This window comes from Saccharopolyspora montiporae, assembly GCF_015209505.1.
In the GTDB taxonomy this organism is placed as follows: Bacteria; Actinomycetota; Actinomycetes; order Mycobacteriales; family Pseudonocardiaceae; genus Saccharopolyspora; species Saccharopolyspora montiporae.
The window spans coordinates 36,922-57,533 of sequence record NZ_JADEYC010000043.1 but is presented as its reverse complement, the minus strand read 5'-3'; the positions used below and the strand labels follow the sequence as shown (position 1 = coordinate 57,533).

The 20,612-nt window shown below is 73.4% G+C and carries 18 protein-coding genes; 3 read left to right on the top strand and 15 right to left on the bottom strand.

From position 1 onward, the window contains the following. Nucleotides 1-275: 275 nt before the first annotated feature. Together IQ251_RS18840 and IQ251_RS18835 are read right to left on the bottom strand one after the other, a co-directional pair. Nucleotides 276-2,243 carry an aconitate hydratase gene (locus IQ251_RS18840; protein ID WP_193930272.1) on the bottom strand — a complete coding sequence of 656 codons (1,968 nt, stop codon included), beginning with the start codon at nucleotides 2,241-2,243 and terminating at the stop codon, nucleotides 276-278. A 53-nt stretch (nucleotides 2,244-2,296) separates the two neighbouring features. Then, nucleotides 2,297-3,370 (bottom strand): NAD-dependent formate dehydrogenase, encoded by a 1,074-nt coding sequence (locus IQ251_RS18835; protein ID WP_193930270.1) that lies wholly within the window; start codon nucleotides 3,368-3,370, stop codon nucleotides 2,297-2,299. Between the two features lie 150 nt (nucleotides 3,371-3,520). Here IQ251_RS18835 and IQ251_RS18830 point away from each other — a divergent pair, with 150 nt between their 5' ends. Beyond that, the gene (locus tag IQ251_RS18830) at nucleotides 3,521-4,351 is read left to right on the top strand and encodes an LLM class F420-dependent oxidoreductase (protein ID WP_193930268.1); all 831 of its coding nucleotides are present in this window, start codon (nucleotides 3,521-3,523) and stop codon (nucleotides 4,349-4,351) included. A 10-nt stretch (nucleotides 4,352-4,361) separates the two neighbouring features. Continuing rightward, complete coding sequence (locus tag IQ251_RS18825; RefSeq protein WP_193930266.1) at nucleotides 4,362-4,514, top strand: hypothetical protein; 153 nt, start codon at nucleotides 4,362-4,364, stop codon at nucleotides 4,512-4,514. Here the strand turns inward: IQ251_RS18825 and IQ251_RS18820 are convergent. Genes IQ251_RS18820 through IQ251_RS18800 form a run of 5 tightly spaced genes read right to left on the bottom strand, consistent with a single transcriptional unit; the run spans nucleotide 4,493 to nucleotide 8,417 of the window. Further along, entirely contained in the window at nucleotides 4,493-4,768 is a 276-nt protein-coding gene (locus tag IQ251_RS18820) for an HPr family phosphocarrier protein (protein ID WP_193930264.1), read from the bottom strand. The genes IQ251_RS18825 and IQ251_RS18820 overlap by 22 nt on opposite strands. A gap of 55 nt (nucleotides 4,769-4,823) precedes the next feature. Beyond that, nucleotides 4,824-6,272 (bottom strand): PTS fructose transporter subunit IIC, encoded by a 1,449-nt coding sequence (locus tag IQ251_RS18815; protein WP_193930263.1) that lies wholly within the window; start codon nucleotides 6,270-6,272, stop codon nucleotides 4,824-4,826. Next, nucleotides 6,269-6,718 (bottom strand): PTS sugar transporter subunit IIA, encoded by a 450-nt coding sequence (locus tag IQ251_RS18810; RefSeq protein WP_193930261.1) that lies wholly within the window; start codon nucleotides 6,716-6,718, stop codon nucleotides 6,269-6,271. Before IQ251_RS18810 ends, IQ251_RS18815 begins: the two co-directional genes overlap by 4 nt. Then, a complete protein-coding gene (pfkB, locus tag IQ251_RS18805; protein ID WP_193930241.1) occupies nucleotides 6,715-7,659 on the bottom strand; it encodes a 1-phosphofructokinase in 945 nt (314 codons plus the stop codon). Before pfkB ends, IQ251_RS18810 begins: the two co-directional genes overlap by 4 nt. Further along, nucleotides 7,656-8,417, bottom strand: a complete 762-nt coding sequence (locus tag IQ251_RS18800) for a DeoR/GlpR family DNA-binding transcription regulator (protein WP_193930239.1) — start codon at nucleotides 8,415-8,417, stop codon at nucleotides 7,656-7,658. The genes pfkB and IQ251_RS18800 overlap by 4 nt, the downstream gene beginning before the upstream one ends. A 102-nt stretch (nucleotides 8,418-8,519) precedes the next feature. On the opposite strand from IQ251_RS18800, the gene IQ251_RS18795 reads away from it, so the two are divergent. Then, nucleotides 8,520-10,199 carry a putative PEP-binding protein gene (locus tag IQ251_RS18795; protein WP_193930237.1) on the top strand — a complete coding sequence of 560 codons (1,680 nt, stop codon included), beginning with the start codon at nucleotides 8,520-8,522 and terminating at the stop codon, nucleotides 10,197-10,199. A 1-nt stretch (nucleotide 10,200) separates the two neighbouring features. Here the strand turns inward: IQ251_RS18795 and IQ251_RS18790 are convergent, their stop codons facing one another. The 8 genes from IQ251_RS18790 to IQ251_RS18755 are packed head-to-tail and all read right to left on the bottom strand — an operon-like array spanning nucleotide 10,201 to nucleotide 20,375. Further along, complete coding sequence (locus tag IQ251_RS18790) at nucleotides 10,201-10,944, bottom strand: sugar transferase (RefSeq protein WP_193930235.1); 744 nt, start codon at nucleotides 10,942-10,944, stop codon at nucleotides 10,201-10,203. Continuing rightward, nucleotides 10,941-12,140 (bottom strand): DegT/DnrJ/EryC1/StrS family aminotransferase, encoded by a 1,200-nt coding sequence (locus IQ251_RS18785; RefSeq protein ID WP_193930233.1) that lies wholly within the window; start codon nucleotides 12,138-12,140, stop codon nucleotides 10,941-10,943. The genes IQ251_RS18790 and IQ251_RS18785 overlap by 4 nt, the downstream gene beginning before the upstream one ends. Further along, the gene (locus tag IQ251_RS18780) at nucleotides 12,137-13,405 is read right to left on the bottom strand and encodes a lipopolysaccharide biosynthesis protein (RefSeq protein WP_193930231.1); all 1,269 of its coding nucleotides are present in this window, start codon (nucleotides 13,403-13,405) and stop codon (nucleotides 12,137-12,139) included. The genes IQ251_RS18785 and IQ251_RS18780 overlap by 4 nt, the downstream gene beginning before the upstream one ends. After that, a complete protein-coding gene (gene wzy / locus IQ251_RS18775; RefSeq protein ID WP_193930229.1) occupies nucleotides 13,402-14,757 on the bottom strand; it encodes an O-antigen polysaccharide polymerase Wzy in 1,356 nt (451 codons plus the stop codon). The genes IQ251_RS18780 and wzy overlap by 4 nt, the downstream gene beginning before the upstream one ends. After that, nucleotides 14,745-15,812 carry a glycosyltransferase gene (locus tag IQ251_RS18770; RefSeq protein WP_193930227.1) on the bottom strand — a complete coding sequence of 356 codons (1,068 nt, stop codon included), beginning with the start codon at nucleotides 15,810-15,812 and terminating at the stop codon, nucleotides 14,745-14,747. Before IQ251_RS18770 ends, wzy begins: the two co-directional genes overlap by 13 nt. Then, nucleotides 15,809-18,202, bottom strand: a complete 2,394-nt coding sequence (locus tag IQ251_RS18765) for a glycosyltransferase (protein WP_193930225.1) — start codon at nucleotides 18,200-18,202, stop codon at nucleotides 15,809-15,811. The genes IQ251_RS18770 and IQ251_RS18765 overlap by 4 nt, the downstream gene beginning before the upstream one ends. Continuing rightward, nucleotides 18,148-19,422 (bottom strand): nucleotide sugar dehydrogenase, encoded by a 1,275-nt coding sequence (locus IQ251_RS18760; protein WP_193930223.1) that lies wholly within the window; start codon nucleotides 19,420-19,422, stop codon nucleotides 18,148-18,150. The genes IQ251_RS18765 and IQ251_RS18760 overlap by 55 nt, the downstream gene beginning before the upstream one ends. Beyond that, a complete protein-coding gene (locus tag IQ251_RS18755; protein WP_193930214.1) occupies nucleotides 19,419-20,375 on the bottom strand; it encodes an NAD-dependent epimerase/dehydratase family protein in 957 nt (318 codons plus the stop codon). Before IQ251_RS18755 ends, IQ251_RS18760 begins: the two co-directional genes overlap by 4 nt. Nucleotides 20,376-20,612 lie beyond the last annotated feature (237 nt).

Below are 20,612 nucleotides of genomic sequence, written 5' to 3'. Positions count from 1 at the left end.
TCAAGACCGGGAATCGTCAACGCGGTCATCTCGTCGTGCCTCCTCGCACGTCGGGATCCGGATCGCTCGAACGCGGACCGACCGAGCGTAACGCCGGAAAACCGGTACCGCGGCCCGAATTCCCCCTTCGGCGCCGCTACATCGTTCCGGGGACCGATCAAGTGCGCGCGCCGCGGTCCGCCGAAACGATCCGCACGGCGGGAAATCCCGACGAAACCGACCTGATCGGCCCCGGCCCCCGGGGTCCGCGCGCCGCACGCCCGCGCGCCCGCTGCTCATCGCGACGCCTGCCGCGTCCGGGCCAGCAGCGGGATCTGCCCGCCCTCCAGCACCGAATCCACTTGTCGCTGCGACAGAGAGTGGTGCACCCGGAACCGTTCGTCGCGCGTCCGGTTGTGCACCACGAGATCCGCACCCGCGCGCAACGAGTCCGTCAGATCGTCGAGCACCAGCACGTCATCCCGCCCGATCCGGTCGTAGTCGCCTGGATCGCTGAACTCAAGCGCGAGAATCCCGAAGTTGGCGAGGTTCTGCCAGTGGATCCGCGCGAACGACTTCGCGATCACGGCGCGCAGACCCAGGTACCGCGGGGTGATCGCGGCGTGCTCGCGGGACGAGCCCTGACCGTAGTTCGAGCCCCCCACGACCACGTGCCCGCTACCGCCCATCAGCTCCCGGGCGCGCTCCGGGTAGTGCGGATCGATGCGGGTGAACGTGAACTCCGCCAGCTGCGGGATGTTCGACCGGTACGGCAGCGCCCGCGCACCGGCCGGGGAGATCTCATCGGTGGAGACGTTGTCCCCGGTCTTGAGCAGCACCGGCGCCTCGATGCGGCCCGGCAGCGGCGGGAAGTCGGGCAGTTCGGAGATGTTCGGCCCGCGCTCCAGCTGCTGCTCGCGCGCCTGCTCCGGCGGCAGCGGCGCGACCAGCATCGACGTGTTCACCGAGGCGTCGGCGGGCAGCGTCGGTCGCGGCGGCTGCATGCCGCGCTCCCCCGCCAGCTCGCGGGGATCGGTGATCATGCCGGTCAGCGCCGCGGCGGCCGCGGTCTCCGGCGAGCACAACCACACCGAATCCTCCTCGGTACCGGAGCGGCCGGGGAAGTTGCGCGGGAACGTGCGCAGCGAGTTGTGCCCGACAGCCGGGGCCTGGCCCATGCCGATGCAGCCCATGCAGCCGGACTGGTGGATCCGCCCACCGGCGGCGATCAGGTCGAACAGCGCGCCGGTCTTGGCCATGTCCTCCAGGATCTCGCGCGAGGTCGGGTTGATGTCGAAGCTGACCGCGTCATCGGTCTGCTGCCCGCGCACGATCTCCGCGGTCACCGCGAAATCCCGCAGCCCCGGATTCGCCGAGGAACCGACCACCACCTGGTTGACCGGGCGGCCGGCCACCTCACGCACCGGGACGACGTTGTCCGGCGCCGAGGGCATCGCGATCAGCGGCTCCAGCGCGGACAGGTCGATCTCCTCGTGCCGGTCGTAGGCCGCGTCCGCGTCGGGCAGCAATTCGCGGAAGTCGTCCGCGCGGCCCTCCGAACGCAGGAACTCGTGCACCGCGCCGTCCGCGGGGAAGACCGTGGTGGTGGCGCCGAGTTCGGCGCCCATGTTGGCGATCACGTGCCGGTCCATCGCGGTCAGCCCGTCCAGGCCCGGCCCGGTGTACTCGATGATCCGGTTCACCCCGCCCTGCACGGTGTGCCTGCGCAGCATCTCCAGCACCACGTCCTTGGCCGATACCCACGGCGGCAGCTCACCGGTCAGCCGCACGCCCCAGATCTCCGGCATCCGCAGGTGCAGCGGCTGCCCGGCGATGGCCATGGCGACTTCGAGCCCGCCCACGCCGATCGCCAGCATGCCCAACGACCCGGCCGCGCAGGTGTGCGAGTCCGAACCCGCCATCGTCGCGCCCGGGATGCCGAACCGCTGCATGTGCGTGGGGTGCGAGACCCCGTTGCCGGGTTTGGAGTACCAGATCCCGTAGCGCTGCGCGGCCGAGCGCAGGAAGGCGTGGTCCTCGGCGTTCTTCTCGTCGGCCTGCAACAGGTTGTGGTCCACGTACTGCACGCTGAGCTGCGCTCGGGTGCGGTCCAGGTCCAGCGCTTCGAGCTCCTGCATGACCAGCGTCCCGGTGGCGTCCTGGGTGAGCGTCTGATCCACGGTCAGCGCGATCTCGTCGCCGGGCCGCATCGACCCGTCCACGAGATGCGACGCGATGAGCTTGTGCGCGACGGACTGCGGCATGGCGACCTCCAGCGGGGCGCGTAGGACCGGGGGCGCACCGGCCCGGTGCCGGGTTACCCCGCGCCGGGCCGGGTGAAACGATCGCCACCCGATCCGGTCGCGTCCGCGCTACTCAGCCTTTGCGGGTCCAGCAGCAGGTAGTCCTCCGGTAGCGGGCGGTCCGCAGTCCAGTCGCCGAGGATCTCGCGCACCCCGGCCGCGATGCGCTGCTGGGCTTCGGCGGTCATCCCCGAGTAGTGGATGGTCATCGCGTGGCTCGGCATGCTGCGCCACGGGTGGTCCTCCGGTGCGGGCTGCGGGTACCAGGTGTCGCCGGCGTACCCGCCGAGATGGCCGGATTCCAGGGAGACCACCAGGTCGTCGCGGTCGACGATGGCGCCGCGGGCCGTGTTGACCAGCCACGCGCCCGGTTTCATCGCGGCCAGGCGTTCCCGGTCGAACATGGCCCGGCTGCCCCCGGTGAGCGGCAGCGCCAGGCAGATCACATCGGACTCGGCGACGAGGTCGTCGAACCGCGCGTAGCGCACGCCCAGCGTGGCCTCTTCCGCCGGGCTCTTCCGGTGCCTGGCGTGGTAGAGCATCCGCACGTCGAAACCGCGCAGGCGCAGGGCGGTCCGGGCTCCGATCGCGCCCAGGCCGACGATGCCGACGGTCTTGCCCTCCAGGTCGTGCGCGGGTGCGGCGGCTTCGGCCACGTCCCACCGCCCGTCCAGCACCTGCCGGTGCGCGGGGACGAAATTGCGCACCAGCGCGAGGATCTGCAACACGTTGTGCTCGGCGACGCTGACCACGTTGGACCCGGTCACCTCGGCCAGGTGGATGCCACGCTCACGAGCAGCGGAGAAGTCCACGTGATCGGAGCCGATGCCCGCGGTGATCACCAGGCCGAGCTGCGGGGCCCGGTCGAGGCGTTCCGCGTCCAGGTAGACCGGCCAGAACGGCGTGGTCACCAGCACCTGGGCATCAGCGAGCTCCTCGTCGAGGCCGGATCCGGTGTCGCTGGTGGACACCAGCCGGTGGCCGTGCTGGTCGAGCTGGTCGCGCAGCCCGAGGGCGTTGCCGGCGTCGGCGGTGGCACCGTCGCCCGGCGCCGCACCGCGCGGGTAGGAGACGTAGACGACCTTCATCCGTCCTCCCGACGGGGATTCGCTGCCACCGCGGTGTTTCCCGGCACCGTCCACGCGAAACGCGCGGGTCCGCTTGCGCCCGGCTGCGGTGCGCGCGGACGATGGCTGCGCCGAGCAATGCGCAGGTGCCGGTGTGTGGGGTGATCGACCGTGGCGGTGAACCTGGGCAGGGTCGGGGTCTGGCGCCGTTCGGACGAGTGGGACCCGGACGTCGCGGTCCGGTTGGAGGAGCTCGGCTACGGCACCGCGTGGGTCGGCGGTTCGCCCGAGGGCTCGCTGCAGGTGGCGGACCGGCTACTGGCCGCGACCGAGCGGATCACCGTCGGCACCAGCATCGTGAACATGTGGCAGGACGCGGCAGGCGTGGTGGCCGAGTCGTTCCACCGCATCGAGGCCGCGCACCCGGGACGGTTCGTGCTGGGGGTGGGCGTGGGCCACCCGGAAGCCGCGCAGGAGTACGTGCGGCCCTACGACAAGGTCGTCGACTACCTGGACCAGCTGGACGGGGCCGGGGTGCCCGCGGACCGGCGGGTGCTGGCCGCGCTCGGCCCGAAGGTGCTGCGGCTGGCCGGCGAGCGCTGCGCGGGCGCGATCCCCTACCTGGTGACGCCGGAGCACACCCGGTGGGCGCGCGAGATCCTGGGTGACGGGCCGGTGCTGGCCCCCGAGCAGAAGGTCGTGCTGGACACCGACGCCCCACGGGCCCGCGAGGTCGGCCGGGAGGGCGTGCGCAACCCGTACCTGTCGCTGGTCAACTACCGGCGCAACCTGATCCGACTCGGCTGGCCGGAACAGGAGCTCGACGGCGGCGGGACGGACCGGCTGATCGACGCGCTGGCCGTGCACGGTGCTGCCGCAGCGGTGGTCGAGGGCATCACCGCGCACCTGGAGGCCGGGGCCGACCACGTCGCGGTGCAGGCGCTCGGTCCGTCACGCGGGCAGGCGTACGAGCACATCGCCGGGCTCCTGCTCGGCGCCTGAACCGGCGATCATGCTCCGGATCGGCGAGGCGCAGCAGCTCGGCTCGCGCGGGGATCCGCTGCACGTGGTCGTGCTGGCGCACCACCGCGACGGCATCCGGGCAGCGATCGACGAGCTGCGCGCGGAGTCGTCCGGTGCCGCTCAGGCCGGTTCGGCGTCATGATCGCGGGCGAGCAGCTCGGCCAGTTCCGCCAACGCGGACTCGTCGGCGCAGGTCAGCTCCACCTCGTCGCCGTGCATCGCGCCGAGTCCCATCAGAGCCAGCACGCTGGCGGCGTCGACGGCCTCGCCGGCCTGTCCGTCGGCGACCTTGGCGATCGTCACCGGTGACTGCTGCGCGGCGGCGGCCTTGGCGAACAGCGCCGCGGGCCGGGCGTGCAGGCCCACGGTGGACGCGATGGTCACACGTCGGTTCATCGGGATCGCTCCTCATCACGAGTGCAAGACGGGACCCTGGCGGGGTCGGTGCGGTTCAGGCCGCGGTGGTGCGGTCGAGGCCGGTCGGGTCGCCGATGCGCTTGGCCACCAGCACGCCGGCGGCGGCGACGACCACACCCGCGGCGATCGCAGCGGCGTACAGCAGCGGTCCGCCCACCAGCGGCAGCACGAACAGCCCACCGTGCGGGGCGCGCAGCGTCGCGTCCGCGCCCATCGACACGGCGCCCGCCGTGGCCGATCCGGCGACCATCGGCGGGATCACCCGCAGCGGGTCCGCGGCGGCGAACGGGATGGCGCCCTCGGTGATGAACGAGGCTCCGAGCAGCCAGGCGGTGCGCCCGCTGGTGCGCTCGGCGGGGGTGAACGAGCTGCCGCGCACCGTCGTGGCCAGCGCCAGGGCCAGCGGCGGAACCATTCCCGCCGCCATCACCGCCGCCATGATCTCCAGCGATGCGGTGGTCGCGATGCTGAGCCCGCCGACCGCGAAGGTGTAGGCGACCTTGTTCACCGGACCGCCCATGTCGAAGGCGATCATGGCGCCCAGCAATGCGCCGAGCAGCACCGCGTTGGCACCGGACAGCCCGGTCAGCCATGCGGTCAGCCCGGCCATGATCGCCGCGATGGGCTGGCCGACGACGAGGAACATGAGCACGCCGACCACCAGCGAACCCAACAGCGGGAGCACCACCACCGGCATGATGCCCGCGATCCCGCGCGGGACCGGGACGCGCTTGAGGCCGACGACCACGGCTCCGGCCAGCAGACCGGCCACCAGGCCGCCGAGGAATCCGGCGCCGGTGGTCACCGCGATCGCGCCACCGACGAAACCCGGTGCGAGAGCGGGACGATCAGCCATCGCATAGGCGATGAAGCCCGCCAGCACCGGGACCAGGAACTCGAAGGCGGCTTGTCCGGTCTGGTTCGCCAGCGCGGCCCAGCTGGCGAGTTCGAGGGCGTCGAAGTGCTCGGTGACCGGCGGCGCATCGGTGATCTGGTACCCGCCGAGCGCGTAGCTCAGCGCCATGAGCAATCCGCCCGCGGATACGAACGGGATCAAGTAGCTGACCCCGGTCATCAGCCACTGGCGCAGCCGTGAACCGAAACCGGGCGCGGATTCGGCTGCTGTGCCGGATGTTTCATCCTCGGGTTCGGTTTCCGGTGCCGGATCGGCGCTTTCCTGCCGGGTGGCGTCGGCCGCCCGCTCCAACAGCCCGGCGGCGTCGTTGATGGCCTGCTTGACGCCCGCTTCCACGATCGGCTTGCCCGCGAAGCGGTCCCGGTCGCGCACACCGACGTCGGCCGCGAAGACCACGACGTCGGCCGCGGCGATGTCCGCAGTGGACAGTTCCGCGGATCCGGCCGACCCCTGGGTCTCCACCTGGATCTGCGCACCGCGGTCCGCGGCGGCCTGCTCCAGCGCCTCGGCGGCCATGTAGGTGTGCGCGATACCGGTCGGGCACGCGGTCACCGCGACGACCTTCATGGCGCCACCTCCGAGCTGATGTGCTCGGCGGCCGCGGCCGGGTCGGTGGCCTCGCGCAGCGCCTGCTTGAACTCGGTGCGCATCAACCGCCGGGCCAGGGCGGCCAGCACGGTCATGTGCTCCTCGCCGCCCCCTTCCGGTGCAGCGATCAGGAAGATCAGCGTGGCCGGACCGTCGGCGGCCCCGAAGTCGACGCCGTGCGGACTGCGCGCGAACACCAGGGACGGTTCGGTGACCGCGGTCGACCGGCAGTGCGGGATGCCCACGCCGCCTTCCAGCCCGGTGGGCATCTGCTGCTCGCGAGCCTCCACATCGGACAGGAACTGCTCGATGTCGCAGAGGCGTCCGGCCGCGCGCAGTCGCTCGGCCATGGACCTGACGAGTTCGCCGCGGTCGGCCGCCTGCGCGTCCAGGTCCACGAGTTCGGGGGTGATGAGGGTTGTCATGCCGCCACTCCGCTGAGACTTGCCGTTTCGTCCACTGCCCGCACCTGCACCCGGTCGGGGTGCACGTCCGCCGGTCGGGGCATCCGGGTGCCCGCCAACCCGACCGCCGCCGCGCCGTAGGCCACCGCCGTGCGCAGCGCCCGGTCCCCTCCTCCACCGCCGAGCAGGAACCCGGCGAGCGTGGCGTCACCGGCGCCGACGGTGCTGCGCACCTGCTCGGGCGGGCAGGTCGCATGCCTGCTGCCGGTGCCGTCGACCAGGACCGCGCCCAGGGCGCCGAGGCTGACCAGCACCGCGCCGACTCCTCCGTCCCGGAGGCGCTGCGCGACGCGCAGCACGTCGCCGAGGTCGTGCAGTGGGGACCCGGCCAGCTCCGCCAGCTCGGTCAGGTTGGGTTTGACCAGGTCGGGCCCGGCCAGGCACGCGTGCCGCAGTTCGGCGCCGGAGGTGTCCACCGCGGTCGCCGCTCCGGCGTCGCGCGCGGCCCGCACGATCCGCGCGTGCAGGTCGGGCGGGCAGCCGTCCGGCACGCTGCCGCAGGTCACGACCCATTCGGCGCCGGCACCGAGCTCACCGGCGCGGTCCTGCAACGCGGTGCTCTCCGCCGGGGTGAGCTGCGGTCCGGATTCGTTGAACTTGCTTGTGGTGCCGTCGGATTCGACGACGGCCAGGTTGCTGCGCGTGGCGGTCCCGATCGGCACCTGCGCCACCGGGACCGACTCCGGCGCCAGCAGCTCCGCCACGCGGGCTCCTTCGACGCCGCCGGAGGGCAGCACCGCGGTGGCGGGCGCGTCCGCAGCCACCAGCGCGCGGGCGACGTTGACGCCCTTGCCACCCGGATCCAGGTGCGCGTGCCCGGCCCGGTGCACCGCGCCCGGCACGAGGTGCTGCACGTGCAGCGTGCGGTCCAGGCTCGGGTTGGGGGTGACGGTGACGATCACGCGAGCACCACCTCCCCGGCGGCCCCGCCGAGTTCCTCCTGAGCGGCCGCATCCAGCCCGCTGTCGGTGATCACCACGTCCACCGCGTCCAGCTCGGCGAACCGGCTGAACTGGTCGTCGCCGTACTTGCTGTGGTCGGCCAGCAGCACCCGCCTGCGGCACGCGGCGACCATGGCGGCCTTGACCGCGGACTCGGCGGGATCGGGCGTCGTGCACCCGCGCTCGGCGGAGAAGCCGTTGGTGCCGAAGAACCCGACATCGACGGTCAGCCCCCGCAGCACGTCCAGCGCCCAGGACTCGACGGCGGCCAGCGTGGTGCCGCGGATGCGGCCGCCGAGCATGTGCACCCGGTAGTTGCCGCGCGGGGCCAGCGCAGTGGCCACCGGCAGCGAGTTGGTGACCACGGACAGTTCACGCTCGGCGGGCAGCAGACCCGCCAGCCGCGCCGTGGTGGTCCCGGCGTCGAGCAGCACCGTCCCGCGCTCGGGCACCGCTTCCAGCGCGGCCCGCGCGATGCGCTCCTTCTCCGCGGCGTTGGTGCGGTCGCGCTGGGACACGCCGGGTTCGAAGTCGAGCCGCTCGACCGGGATGGCCCCGCCGTAGACGCGGCGCACCAGGCCCTGGCGTTCGAGCGCGGCGAGGTCGCGGCGGATGGTCTCCGGCGCCACGTCGTACTCGGCGGCCGCCGCGGCGACGTCGATGCGCCCGTCGCGGCGTGTGCGCTGCGCCAGGCGCTGCTGGCGCTCGGCCCCGTACATGCCCGTTGTCCTCCGGTCCGTGTTTGTTGTTGCTTGATTCTGCCCGTTGTTGCCATATTGTCAAGCACGGCAGAGCGGCCACGGCAGGAACGAGGAGTGCAGATGACCCACCCGACCCCGGACGCCGAACCGGTGCCGGGCTCCAGCACGGACACCGGCGCCACGCTGCGGGGTGTCGGCGTCAGTCCGGGCCGGGCGACCGGCCCGGTGGTGCGGATCGACGCGGACGCGGCGCCGGAACCACCGTCCGGACCCGCCCCGGCCGACCCCGCCGCCGAGGCGGCGCGCATCCGCCCGGCCGCCGAGTCCGTGGCCGCCGACCTGCACGACCGGGCGTCCGCGGCCGACGGCCAACTCGGCGAGGTGTTGGCGATGACGGCCACCCTGGCCACCGATCCCTCCCTGCTGGACAAGGCCGAAGCGCTCGTGGACCGCCGTGCGCTGCCCGCGGCCCGGGCGTTGTTCGAGGCGGCCGGGGAGTTCGCCGAGCTGCTCGAAGCCACCGGCGGATATCTCGCCGAACGCGTCGCCGACCTGCGCGATGTGCGCGACCGGGTGATCGCCGAGCTCGACGGGACCGGCCGCCGCGGGATCGGCCCGCTGACCGGCCCCGCGGTGCTGCTCGCGCGTGATCTGGCACCCGCCGACACCGCCGAGCTCGACCCCGAGCAGGTCCTGGCGCTGGTCACCGAGGAGGGCGGGCCCACCGGGCACACCGCGATCCTGGCGCGGTCGCTCGGCATCCCGGCCGTGGTCGCCGCCCGCGGCCTGCTCGCCGAGCAGGCCGCGTCGGCCCGCGTGGACGGCTCGTCCGGGGCCGTGCAACTGCTGGACGACCGGGTCGAGCCCGGGGTGGAGACCGTCGATCGGCCGCAGTGGACCGGCGCCGGGCGCACCGCCGACGACCGACCGGTCACGCTCCTGGCCAACGTGGGCTCGGCCGAGGACGCCGCGGCCGCGGTGCGCGCGGGCGCACACGGATCCGGGCTGTTCCGCACCGAGTTCTGCTTCCTGGACGCCGCCCGCGAACCGGACGCCGAGGCACAACGCGTCGCCTACGCCGCGGTGCTGGGCGAGTTCGCCGGAAAGCCGGTCGTGGTGCGAACATTGGACGCCGGGGCGGACAAGCCGCTGCCGTTCCTGGACGCGGGCGGTGAACCCAATCCGGCGCTGGGCGTGCGCGGGCTCCGGGCGGCGTTCGAGCGCCCGCAGCTGCTGGACGCGCAGCTGGCGGCGATCGCGGCCGCGGCGGGCGATGCCGACGCCGAGGTCTCGGTCATGGCACCGATGGTCGCCACCGCACACGAAGCCGCCTGGTTCGCCACGCGCGCCCGCGCCGCCGGCCTGCGCAGGGCCGGGGTCATGGTGGAGACACCCGCCGCGGCGCTGTGCGCCGAGGAGCTGCTGGACGCGGTGGATTTCGTCAGCATCGGCACCAATGACCTGGCGCAGTACACCACTGCGGCCGACCGGCTCTGCGGAGCGCTGGCCGAGCTCAACGATCCGTGGCAGCCCGCACTGCTGCGCCTGGTCGACGGGCTGTGCCGGGCCGGGCGCGAGCTGGGCAAGCCGGTCGGGATCTGCGGGGAAGCCGCGGCCGATCCGCTGCTGGCCGGGGTGTTCACCGGGATGGGCGCGACGAGCCTGTCCATGACCTCGGCCGCGCTGCCCGCGGTCGGTGCAGGCCTGGCCGAACGCACCGCGCAGCAGTGGGCGGCTACCGCGCAGCGGGCCCGGTCGGCCCCGGACGCACGGACGGCCCGCGCCCGCGCCGCGGAGTAGCTCAGCGCACCGCGGGCTCGTCATCGCGGCGGTGCCGGGCGATGTCGGCACCGCCCGGTGCGGCCGGGGTCCACCCGTCCCGGAGATCGGCGCGGTGCCGTCCCGCCCGATGCGGGTCCCGCGGGCCGGAATCCTCGCCCGGGGCGGGCATTCCGCGGTTCACCCCGCCCGGGCCGACCACGCCGCGCGGCACCAGGACGACCACCGCGGTCAGCATCAGGATCCGCAGGTCCAACAGCAGGCCGCGGCGCCGGATGTAGTCGAGGTCGAGTTCGATGCGCTCCGGCCAGCTCAGCGCGTTGCGCCCGCGGACCTGGGCCCAGCCGGTGATGCCCGGACGCACGGCCAGCCTGCCGGTCTGCCTGCGATCGTAGTTGCCGACGTGCTCGGGCAACGCGGGACGCGGCCCGATGAAGCTCATCTCGCCGCGCAGCACGTTGACCAGCTGGGGAAGTTCGTCGGTGCCGGTGGCGCGCAGCACGGCACCCAGCCGCGTCGTGCGCTCCGCGTCCGGCTGGTCCGGGCGCTCGGCGGCGCGCAGCGTGCGGAACTTGAGGATCGTGAACTCCCCTCCCCCGCGCCCGCACCGCTGCTGGCGGAAAGACACCGGCCGCCCCAGCACGACCAGCACGGCTGATGCGGTCAGCGCCAGCAGCGGGGACAGCACCAGCAGCAAGCCCGCCGCACCGAACACGTCGCAGACCCGCCGCACCGGACCGTCGCCCGGTCTCCGCCGCGCGATCATCGCTGGGCCCCCGCGAAGACCCGGCGCACCGCGGTCACGACGTCGACCAGGTCGGGCTGCGCGAGCGCGGGGTGCACCGGCAGCACCAGCGATGTCCGGCCGAGCTGCGCGGCGTGCGGCAGCCGGGCGCGGTTCCCGCGGCGGAACGCGCCTTCCCGGTAGACCTCGCTGCAACCGCCCGCACCGCTGGGCACCCCCTCGGCCAGCAGCGCGGCCGCGATCCGGTCGCGGTCCCAACCGGGGCGCAGCCGCTCCGGCCGGACGTGCGCGTAGTAGCGGTAGTAGCTGTGCTCGACGCCCGGTTCCGGGATCAGCAGGCGGAGCGCGTCGATACCGGACAGCTGATCGTGCAGGAACGCGGCATTGGCGCGCCGCCGCTTCACCCAACCATCCATTTTGGACAGCTGAACGCGTCCGATCACCGCCTGCAGTTCGGTCATCCTGGCGTTGGTGCCGATGCGCTCGTGCAGCCAGCGGAACGCGCCCGGCGAGGACGACTCCGTCCACCGCTGCCAGCTCTTGCCGTGGTCCTTGATCTCCCAGCAGCGGCGGGCCAGCGCGGCGTCATCGGTGGTGACCGCCCCACCTTCGCCACCGGTGGTGATGATCTTGTCCTGGCAGAACGACCAGGTCGCCACGTGCCCGAACGTGCCCACCCCGCGCCCGCCGAGCCGGGCGCCGTGCGCCTGCGCGCAGTCCTCGACCAGCCACAGGCCTCTATCGTGCGCATAGGTGGCCAGTTCGTCCGCGGGCGCCGGGTGGCCCGCCAGGTGCACCGCGATGACCGCGACCGTGCGCGGGGTGCGCACGCGTTCCACGGCCTCCACCGGCAGGCACTGGGTCCGCAGGTCGACGTCGGCGAACACGGGGCGTGCACCGCACTGCACCACCGCCGAGGCGGTGGCCACGAACGTCGCAGCCGGCACGATCACCTCGTCGCCGGCTGACACGCCGAGCGCCCGCAGCGCGATCTCCAGGGCCAGCGTCCCGTTGGCGACCGATACCGCCCAGTGGCAGCCCGCGGCCGCGGCGAATTCGGCGTCGAAAGCCGCGCCGTGTTCCCCGGTCCACCGGTTGACCCTGCCGGAACGCAGCACCTCACAGGCCGCCGCGATCTCGTCGGCGCCGAACACCGGCCACGTCGGGAAAGCGGTGCTGCGCACCGGCGCGGCACCGTCGACAGCGAGTTCGTTCATCGGTCCTCCTGCGCGCTCGTCGGCACACCGGCTTCAGCGGCCGATGCGGTCGTGCGAGGGGTGAGCCGGGACCACGACCAGCCGGACAGCCAGGCGTAGACCAGCACGGACGCGACCGCGGCACCGGCGGCACCGGCCGCGCCCACCGCGATCAGGTAGACGCCGCCGGACACCAGCGCGGCGACCAGCCCGATCCGCGCAGCCGCCCGGTGCAGACCCGCACCCAGCAGACCGCGCCCGGCCACCGCGAACGGGGCGAAGCACAGCTCGGCGACCAGCAGCACGAGCAGCAGCCGGCGTGCGGAGCCGTACTCGGCGCCGAAGATCGGCACGATCAGCAGCCACCCGGCGATGCCCACCCCGATGGCGGTGAGCACCCCGCCGAGCATCGCGGTCCGCAGCGCCGCCCGCTTGGCCCGCAATCCCGAACCCACGGCGGCATCCCGCAGGAACAGCTGCCCCACCCCGGTCGGCAGCACCCGCGCCAATTCGGCCAACGTGCCGGCCAGCGCGTACACGCCGACCGCGGCGGGACCGGCGAACACGCCCAGCAGGTAGCGGTCGGCCCGCGACGCCACGAGCAGGCCGCCGGACATGCCGAGCGAGGCCGCACCGCGGCGCAGCAACCGGTGCAGCCGCCCCGGATCCGGCCGGGAGAGCGCGAAAAGCCCCGCGCGGTGCAGCTGCACCAGCTGCCCGATCCCGACGGCGACCGTGCCCGCGGCCTGGGCGAACAGGAACGCGGCCGCACCACCGGACGCCAGCAGCGCGAGCACCCCGGCGCACAGCCCGGCGAACCGGGCGGCTGCCGAACCGGCGCTGCCGCGGCGGAACAGCCCGTCGGCGTACCAGAGGTCGTTGATCTGCTGCAGCAGGACCTGCCCGGCGCCGAACAACCCGGTGGCCAGCACCACGGCCGGATCACCGAGTCCCGCGCCGATGAGCGCACCCGACGCCGCGGCGGCCATGCACGCCCCGGCGGCGCCGAGCACCGTGCCGACCAGCAGGCAGCACGAGTACGTCGCGACCAGGCCCGCGCGTTCCTCCGGCAGGCAGCGGGGCAACGCGTGGCGCACCGCGTTCCCGGTGCCCAGCCCACCGAGCAGCCCCGCCGCACCGCCGATGGTCACCCCCAGCACGACCACACCGCGCTGCTCGGCACCGAGCACGAGGGTGGACACCAGCGCGGCCAACGATCCGGAGACGAGCTGCACCGCGTTCGCGGCCACCACCGGCGCCAGCACTCCCGGGCGCACTCCGGTCATCGGGTCCCCACCACCCCGGTGAGCGGGTGGTCCGGCGGCCGCGCGGCGGGCCCGCCGCGGAGACCGACCCAGGCGTGCACGGCCGCCAACAGCAGCACACCGATGCCGATGTGCACGGCGACGCTGGCCGCGCTGTTGCGCACGTTCTCCAGCAGCGGGACCAGCACCACGCCGAGCCGCGCGTCGGCGAACACCCTCCCGGCACCGCGTTCCGCGACGGTGACCAGCAGCGCGATCACCATCAGCACCAGCACGGGTCCGAGCACGCCGAAGTTGTGGTACCCCTCGGCGACCGGCGAGCCGCCGATCGGCCCGACCCGCTCCATGATCTCCACGTTGAACAGCCGGTCGTCATAGGACTCCGCGTCCGGCGGCGCCCCGAACAGCTTCTCCAGCGCGCGCACCGGCACACCGATGAACGTGATACCGCCGCGGAACGGTTCACCGGCCGCGTGCCAACCGAGCACCATCGTCGTGGGGCGCAGCGAAAAGCCCATCTCGGCAACGGCATCCAGCGGTGATGCGGCGGAAACCCCGAGCTGACCGCGGAACTGGCGAACCAGTGTGATCAGGACCAGCACCGCCGCGGCGCCCGGCCACAGCCAGGACCGCGGCACGCGCCTACCGCGCCGGGCCTCCACCACCAGCAGCGCGACCAGCGGGAACAGCACCTCACCGCGGTTGCCGATCGCCAGGGCCAGCACCGCGAACGCACCGAACAGCGCCCACGACCAGCTGCGGGCCCGCCCGCCCGCGGCCACGGCCAGCACCGGCCCTAGGGCCAGCAGCAGGTACCCGTAGCCGAGGCCGCCGTTGGACTGGTTGGCCGCGACGTAGTCCTGGTAGTTGCCACCGGCCAGCAGCCCCGACCCGAGCCCGGGGACCGCGGCGAGGAACTGCGCCGTACCGGCCAACTGCAGGCCCAGGCCCACCGTGGCCAGCGCCCGGCGTTCCCGCTGCCCGGGCTCGACGGGTCCGACCGGCGCCGGTGCCCGACGCAGGCCGGCGACCGCGGCGAACGCACCCATCGCCAGGACCACCAGCCGCACGGCCTCGGGCGCGTACCCGGTGTGCAGCCACGAGGTGTCCGACACCGGGTAGACGTCCTGGCCGAAAACACCGACGGCGACCAGCAGTCCGCCGTGGAACAGGCCGAAGACGACCAGGTAGGCCGCTGCCGGGCGCAGCACGCCCTCCGGTCTGCCGTGCACCAGGCAGGCCAGCGACACCACCCACACCGCGGCGAACAGCGCGGCGAGCGACCCGATCCCGGTGTCGTCGCCGATCGCGAGCGCGGCCGCGGCGGCGACCACCGCGGGCGCACCGGCGCGCAGGGCCGTCACGCCGTCCACAGCCGCCGCCACGCGGTCGCGCAATCGCGCAGGTCGAACGGCGAAGCGCGGAACGCCGCGGCGATCTCCGCGCGCCGTTCGGCGCTGCACGCCGCGAGTTCCAGTGCGGCCGCGGCCCACGCCCGCGGCCCCGCGGACAGCGGCAGCACCCGCACGCCCGGGGTCACCTCGGCGACACCCCGCACCCCGGGCAGATCCGCGGACAGCACCGGGACACCGCTGGCCAGGGCCTGCAACACCACACCGGGCAGCCCTTCACGCAGCGAGGGCAGCACGAGCACGGCGGCACCGGTGAGCACGTCCTCGACCCGGTCGGTCGCCCCGTGCACCAGGAGACCGGGCCTGCGGGCGAAGTCCGGGTCGGCGGCCTGCAGGTCCGCGGTGCCACCCGGGCCGACCAGGCGCAGCACGGCCCGGCCGTCCAGCGCCGCGTGCATCCGCAGCAGGAAACCCCGGTTCTTCTCCGGCGCGGCTCGTCCGATGTGCACCAGCACCGGCGGTCCATCCGGGCGCGGGCCGGCGAAGGCGAACCGGTCCAGGTCCACCCCGTTGGGCACGACCGCGCAGTGCGGCGCGCCGAGCGCACCGCCGGCGAAGGTCACCGAACCCGGGGTGACCCCGGTGATCCGGGTCGCGGCGCACCGCAGCAGCCGGCGCAGCGCACGGCGTTGCAGGATGCGTGCCCGGGTGCTGGTCCTGCCGTCGCCCTCGCTGTGCACGTGCGCGACCCGGTGCGGTACCCGCGCCAGCGCGGCCACGGCCAGCACCAGCCCGCTGGGCAGCCCCACGTGCGAGACGACCGCGTCCGGACGCACCGCCTGCAGCCGCGCGAACAGCCGCACCGGGAAGGTCGGCACCGGGTGCAGCGGGACGTCGGCGGTCTCGGCTCCGGCTTCCCGGAAGCGCGGCGCCAACTCGCCCTGCCGCCCGGCCAGGGTGAGGCAGACCGTGCGGAACTCCCCGTCGTCGAGGGTGCGCAGCACGTCCAGCAGCACGTGCTCGGCACCGCCCCGGCCGAGACTGCCGAGCACGTGCACGACGGTCGGCGGTGTCATCGCGCACCTGCGCAGCGCTCGGGCAGCCGCGCCGCCCAGTCCCGGATCTGCGCGTGGCGGGCCGGATCCGCGTATTCGGCAGCGATCCGGGCGTTGCGGGCGGACTGCTGCTCCCAGCGGTCGGGCCGGTCCAGCAGCCTGCGCACGGCCACGGCGACGGCGACGTGATCGTCGACGGGCACGAGGCACTCCGCGTCGAGCAGCTCGGGAATACCGCCGACCGCGGTCCCCACCGCGGGCAGTCCGCGCGCCATGCCTTCCAGCAGCGCTCGGGGCATGCCCTCCGTCCGCGAGGGCATGGCCAGCAGGTGCGCGGAGTCCAGCACCCCGAACAGCTCGCCGCGGTCGGCGATCCGGCCGGCGAACCGCACGAACCCGGTCAGCCCGAGCGCGGCGGCCAGGTTGACCAGCTCGGGCTGCGTCGCACCGCCGCCGACGAGGATGGCGCGCGCATCGACGCCGGCATCCCGCAGCACCCGCACGGCACGCAGCAGTACGTCGTGGCCCTTGTACGCGTTGGCTTGGCTGCCCACCGCCGCCACCTGCACCGGTCCGGTCGGGAAGCGGCGCGGGCCCGCGAGATCGGCCCGGTCCAGCCGCACCCGGGAGGCGGCCAACACGTCGCTGCCCGGACCCGCCGGATAGCGCTGCTGCAGGGTCTGACCGGTCACGTAGCGCACCGCGGCGGCGCGCCGGACCGCGCGCCGGGTCAGCGCCGCCGCCGGGCGGGCGAACCACCTCCCGGTCCGCCCCGCGGCACCCGAGCGCAGCACTCCCTCCGGGTCGCCGACCAGCTCGACGGCGTAGGGCCTGCCGAGCAGATCGCAGCAGGCGCACGCCAGCGCGCCGACCGGGCCGGGAAGCCGGGCCACCACCGGGCCGGAATCGCGCACGGCGCGCAGCACCGCCGGAACGAGCCGCGGCAGCGCGCGCAACAGCCCGGCCGGACCGCGGTAGTCCGGTAGCGCGACCAGGTCGAAGCGGTGCTGCTGCGGACCGGCGCCCTCCTGTTGCCGGGTGCGCGCGACCAACCGGACGCGGTCGCCGGCCGGCAGCAGCTCCCCGGCCACGACGTCCGCGGTACCGTCACCGCACTCCCAGCCCCCGCCGGTGTAGGCCGTGCAGCGCGTTTCGGCGAACAGCGCGGGAGCGGGGCGGGCGCAGGATTCCAGGATCTCGGCCACCCGGTCGGCGTTGGCCCGCGCGTCGAACTTCGCTTCGGCGACGTCCCGGGCGCGCGCACCAAGCGCCCCGAGCCGACCGCCCTCGTGCTCCTGCCACGCGTGTTCCAGGGCGTCGGCCAGCGCGCGCTCGTCCCCGCGGGCGACGACCCACCCGTTGCCGTCCACGGCCTCGGGCAGCCCGCCCGCATCGCTGACGACGACGGGCACGCCCATGGCGCAGGCTTCCATGGCCGCTCCGTGGTTCTCGGACAGTGACGGGGACACGCTGATGTCGGCCGCGGCGTAGTAGTCGCGGACGTCGTCCCGACTGCCCAGCCAGTGCACCCCGCGCCGTCCGTCCGGGAATCGCGCGAGCAACCGCTGCCGGTACTGCTCGCCCGCCTCGTCCCAGCCGCCGCCGACCAGCAGCAGCCGGCTTTTCGGGTGCCGCACGCGGAACTCGGACCAGGCGGCGAGCAGGTGTTCATGGCCCTTGATACCCCGACCGCGGTGCACGATGCGTTTCGGCGCGTAGACGAAACCCACCAGCACCGCGACGAACTCCCCGTCGCCGATGCCCAGCTGCTCGCGCACCGCGCTGCGCCAGGACGGGTTCGCCGGGCGGAAGCGCTCCAGATCGCAGCCCTGGAAGGCCGTGGCGATATCGGCGGGACCGCGTCCGAGCGCGCGGTAGCGCCGGGCGACGTGGTCGGACGTGGCGATGGTCAACGTGTCGAGTGCGGACAGATACTTCTCGGCGAACCGGACGGGGCCGGATTCCAGGTGCAGCGGTCCGCCGACCATGTGCGTGCGCCGGATCCCGGTGCCGACCCCGGCCAGGCGGCTCGCCAGCGCCGCACCGTACATGTAGCTGTTGACGACGTCCGGCTGCTCGGTGCGCAGGATCCCGCGCAGCTCGCGCAGGGCGCGCAACGTCCGCAGCGGATCGCGGAACCGGAAGTCGAACCCGCAGTCGGCGATCGGGATCCCGCGGGCCCGCAGCCCCTCGCGCAACCGGCCGTCTCCGCTGGGCAGCACCGCGCTGACCCGGTGGCCGCGCCGCACCAGGCCGTCGGCGTGCGCCAGCGAGCGCAACGCCCCCTCGTTCGTCTTGGCCACGAGCACGATCCGGTGCCGCTGCGGATCACCGGCGTCCGGTGCGGACTCGTGGGTCAGAGCGTCTGCACATTCGCCCCGCGCAATCGGTTTCGCGTGTCCAGCAGCCATGGAACCTCCTCCAGCACGAGGTCGTAGTCGACATCGTCGTGGTCGGTGATGAGCACGGCGGCGTCCACGTCCCGCGCGCTCTCCCGGGACAGCCCGACGAACTTGGTCTCCGGCGGGCACCGGTGCGGTTCGGCCCGCGCATCGACGACGACCGGGGCGGCCCCGGCATCACCCAGCAGGTGCAGCAGCCGCAGCGCCGGCGACTCCCGGACATCGGCGGTGTTCGGCTTGTAGGCGATCCCGAGCACCATCACCTTGGCCGAGCGCAGCGGTTTCCCGCGCTCGCGGAGCCCCTCGGCCAGCCGGTGCAGCACGTGCTCGGGCATCCGCGCGTTGACATCGTCGGCCAGCTCGACGAACCGGAACTCCTGGCCCAACCCCCGGCGTACCGCCCAGGACAGGTAGCCGGGATCGACCGGGAGGCAGTGCCCGCCGACACCGGGACCGGGGCTGAACCGCATGAAGCCGAACGGCTTGCTCGACGCGGCATCGATGGCTTCCCAGATATCGATGCCGAGCCGGTGCGCGAACACCGCCATCTCGTTGACCAGTGCGATGTTGACGTGCCGGAACGTGTTCTCCAGCAGTTTGGCCAGTTCCGCCTCGCGCGGCGAGCTGACCTCGACCACCTCGTCGACCAGACCGGCGTAGAACTCGCGCACCACCGAGCGCGATTCCGGGTGCAGCGCCGAGATCACCTTCGGGGTGTTCACCAGGTTCCACCGCCGGTTCCCCGGATCGATGCGCTCCGGGCTGTAGCCGACGTGGAAGTCCGCGCCCGCCCGCAGTCCGCTGTGCTGTTCCAGCACCGGAGCCACGAGTTCCGCGGTGGTGCCCGGGTAGGTCGTGGATTCCAGCACCACCAGCGCCCCGGGACGCAGCCGCGCACCCAGTTCGGCGACCGCGGCGTGCACGTGGGTGAGGTCGGGCGCGGAATCCCGCAGCGGAGTGGGGACGGTGATCACGGCGGTGTCGAATTCCGCGGCATCGTCGTAATCATCGGTGGGAATCAGGTTTCCTGATTCGAGAACCGCCTTCAGCCGGGCTGAGTCGACATCATCCACATAGGACTGACCATCCTGCAGGTTCCACACCCGCACCCGGTCCGAGTCGACACCGACCACCCGGCGCCCGCATTCGGCGGCGCGCACCGCCAGCGGCAGCCCCACGTAACCCTGACCGACGACCACGAGCTTTCCGCCGCCCGCGGACGTGCTCATCTGGCGACCTCCGGCGCGCGACGCTCGTCGGCCAGCACCGAACTCATCCACTCCACGGTGCGGCCGATGCCCTCGCGCAGCGAAACCGGCCGCACCGTGGGGAACAGCGAGCGGAGCACGGTGCTGTCCGCGGCCGACATGCGCACATCGCCGGGACGCGACTCGCCATGCACCACCTCGACGTCGGTGGCCAGCACCTCGCGCAGGCAGTCGACCACCTGGTTGATCGTCGTGGTGCGACCGAAGCCGAGGTTGACCGGCTGGTCGTGCACCACCCGGCGTTCCACGGCCTGAGCCAGCACTTCGGCCACCGTGTCGATGTAGGTGAAATCCCTGCTCTGCTCCCCATCGCCGAGCACGGTCACCGGCGCATCGGTCAGCGCCGAATTCACCAGACGCGGGATGAGCGCGGCGTGTTCGTGATCGGATCGCTGACGCGGGCCGTAGATGTTGAAGAAGCGCAAGCACAGGTTGGGCATGCCGAACGACTTGCCGTAGGCCAGCGCGTAGGACTCGGCGGCCAGTTTGCTCACCGCATAGGGGCTGATCGGCGAGCAGGCCATCGACTCGCTCTTCACCTCGGCCGGATTGGACCCGTACACCGAGCTCGATGAGGCCATGACTACGTATTTCCCGGTTTTTCGGGCGTATTCGAGCACGCACAGCGTTCCGGTCGCATTGGCCTCGTGCGTGGCGCGCGGGTCGTCGATCGACCTCGTCACCGACGGCCGTCCGGCCAGGTGCACGACCGCGTCGGCACCGCTGCCCGCGCGGCGCAGGTCGTCCGAGCTGAGCACGGATCCGAAGTGGAACTCCAGGTCCAACCCGTCGAGCTGGCCGATCAACCCGGTGCTCAGGTCATCGAGCACCGCCACCTCGTGGCCGCGCTCGATCAGCACCGCGCACAGGTTGGCCCCCACGAAACCGGCTCCGCCGGTCACCAGAACTCTCATCGCCTCTTCCCATCCCGAAAAGCGCGTCACAACGCGGTCGGATGCGGAACGGTTGCGCAGCAGTGCGCGCAGGAACCCCGGTGGTCGTGCCCGCAGCAGCTCCCGCAGGCGAACGAAATCCCGTTCGATGCGCCTGTTTCACCGATCGCTGCCGACTCCCGCACGGAGACCCCTCCCGCGCGGGGCGGTTCGCACCCACGCGCGGGACCGGGCGGAATAGCCGGAACCGCTGTCCGC

Bases quoted from the DNA above. Each gene is read 5' to 3' on its own strand.
- IQ251_RS18810 (WP_193930261.1), bottom strand. From the start codon at position 6,718: ATGACAACCCTCATCACCCCCGAACTCGTGGACCTGGACGCGCAGGCG.
- IQ251_RS18765 (WP_193930225.1), bottom strand. From the start codon at position 18,202: ATGGCTGCTGGACACGCGAAACCGATTGCGCGGGGCGAATGTGCAGAC.
- IQ251_RS18755 (WP_193930214.1), bottom strand. From the start codon at position 20,375: ATGAGAGTTCTGGTGACCGGCGGAGCCGGTTTCGTGGGGGCCAACCTG.
- IQ251_RS18800 (WP_193930239.1), bottom strand. From the start codon at position 8,417: ATGTACGGGGCCGAGCGCCAGCAGCGCCTGGCGCAGCGCACACGCCGC.
- IQ251_RS18835 (WP_193930270.1), bottom strand. From the start codon at position 3,370: ATGAAGGTCGTCTACGTCTCCTACCCGCGCGGTGCGGCGCCGGGCGAC.
- IQ251_RS18815 (WP_193930263.1), bottom strand. From the start codon at position 6,272: ATGAAGGTCGTCGCGGTGACCGCGTGCCCGACCGGTATCGCGCACACC.
- IQ251_RS18760 (WP_193930223.1), bottom strand. From the start codon at position 19,422: ATGAGCACGTCCGCGGGCGGCGGAAAGCTCGTGGTCGTCGGTCAGGGT.
- IQ251_RS18770 (WP_193930227.1), bottom strand. From the start codon at position 15,812: ATGACACCGCCGACCGTCGTGCACGTGCTCGGCAGTCTCGGCCGGGGC.
- IQ251_RS18825 (WP_193930266.1), top strand. From the start codon at position 4,362: ATGCTCCGGATCGGCGAGGCGCAGCAGCTCGGCTCGCGCGGGGATCCG.
- IQ251_RS18785 (WP_193930233.1), bottom strand. From the start codon at position 12,140: ATGAACGAACTCGCTGTCGACGGTGCCGCGCCGGTGCGCAGCACCGCT.
- IQ251_RS18820 (WP_193930264.1), bottom strand. From the start codon at position 4,768: ATGAACCGACGTGTGACCATCGCGTCCACCGTGGGCCTGCACGCCCGG.
- IQ251_RS18790 (WP_193930235.1), bottom strand. From the start codon at position 10,944: ATGATCGCGCGGCGGAGACCGGGCGACGGTCCGGTGCGGCGGGTCTGC.
- IQ251_RS18780 (WP_193930231.1), bottom strand. From the start codon at position 13,405: ATGACCGGAGTGCGCCCGGGAGTGCTGGCGCCGGTGGTGGCCGCGAAC.
- IQ251_RS18840 (WP_193930272.1), bottom strand. From the start codon at position 2,243: ATGCCGCAGTCCGTCGCGCACAAGCTCATCGCGTCGCATCTCGTGGAC.
- IQ251_RS18795 (WP_193930237.1), top strand. From the start codon at position 8,520: ATGACCCACCCGACCCCGGACGCCGAACCGGTGCCGGGCTCCAGCACG.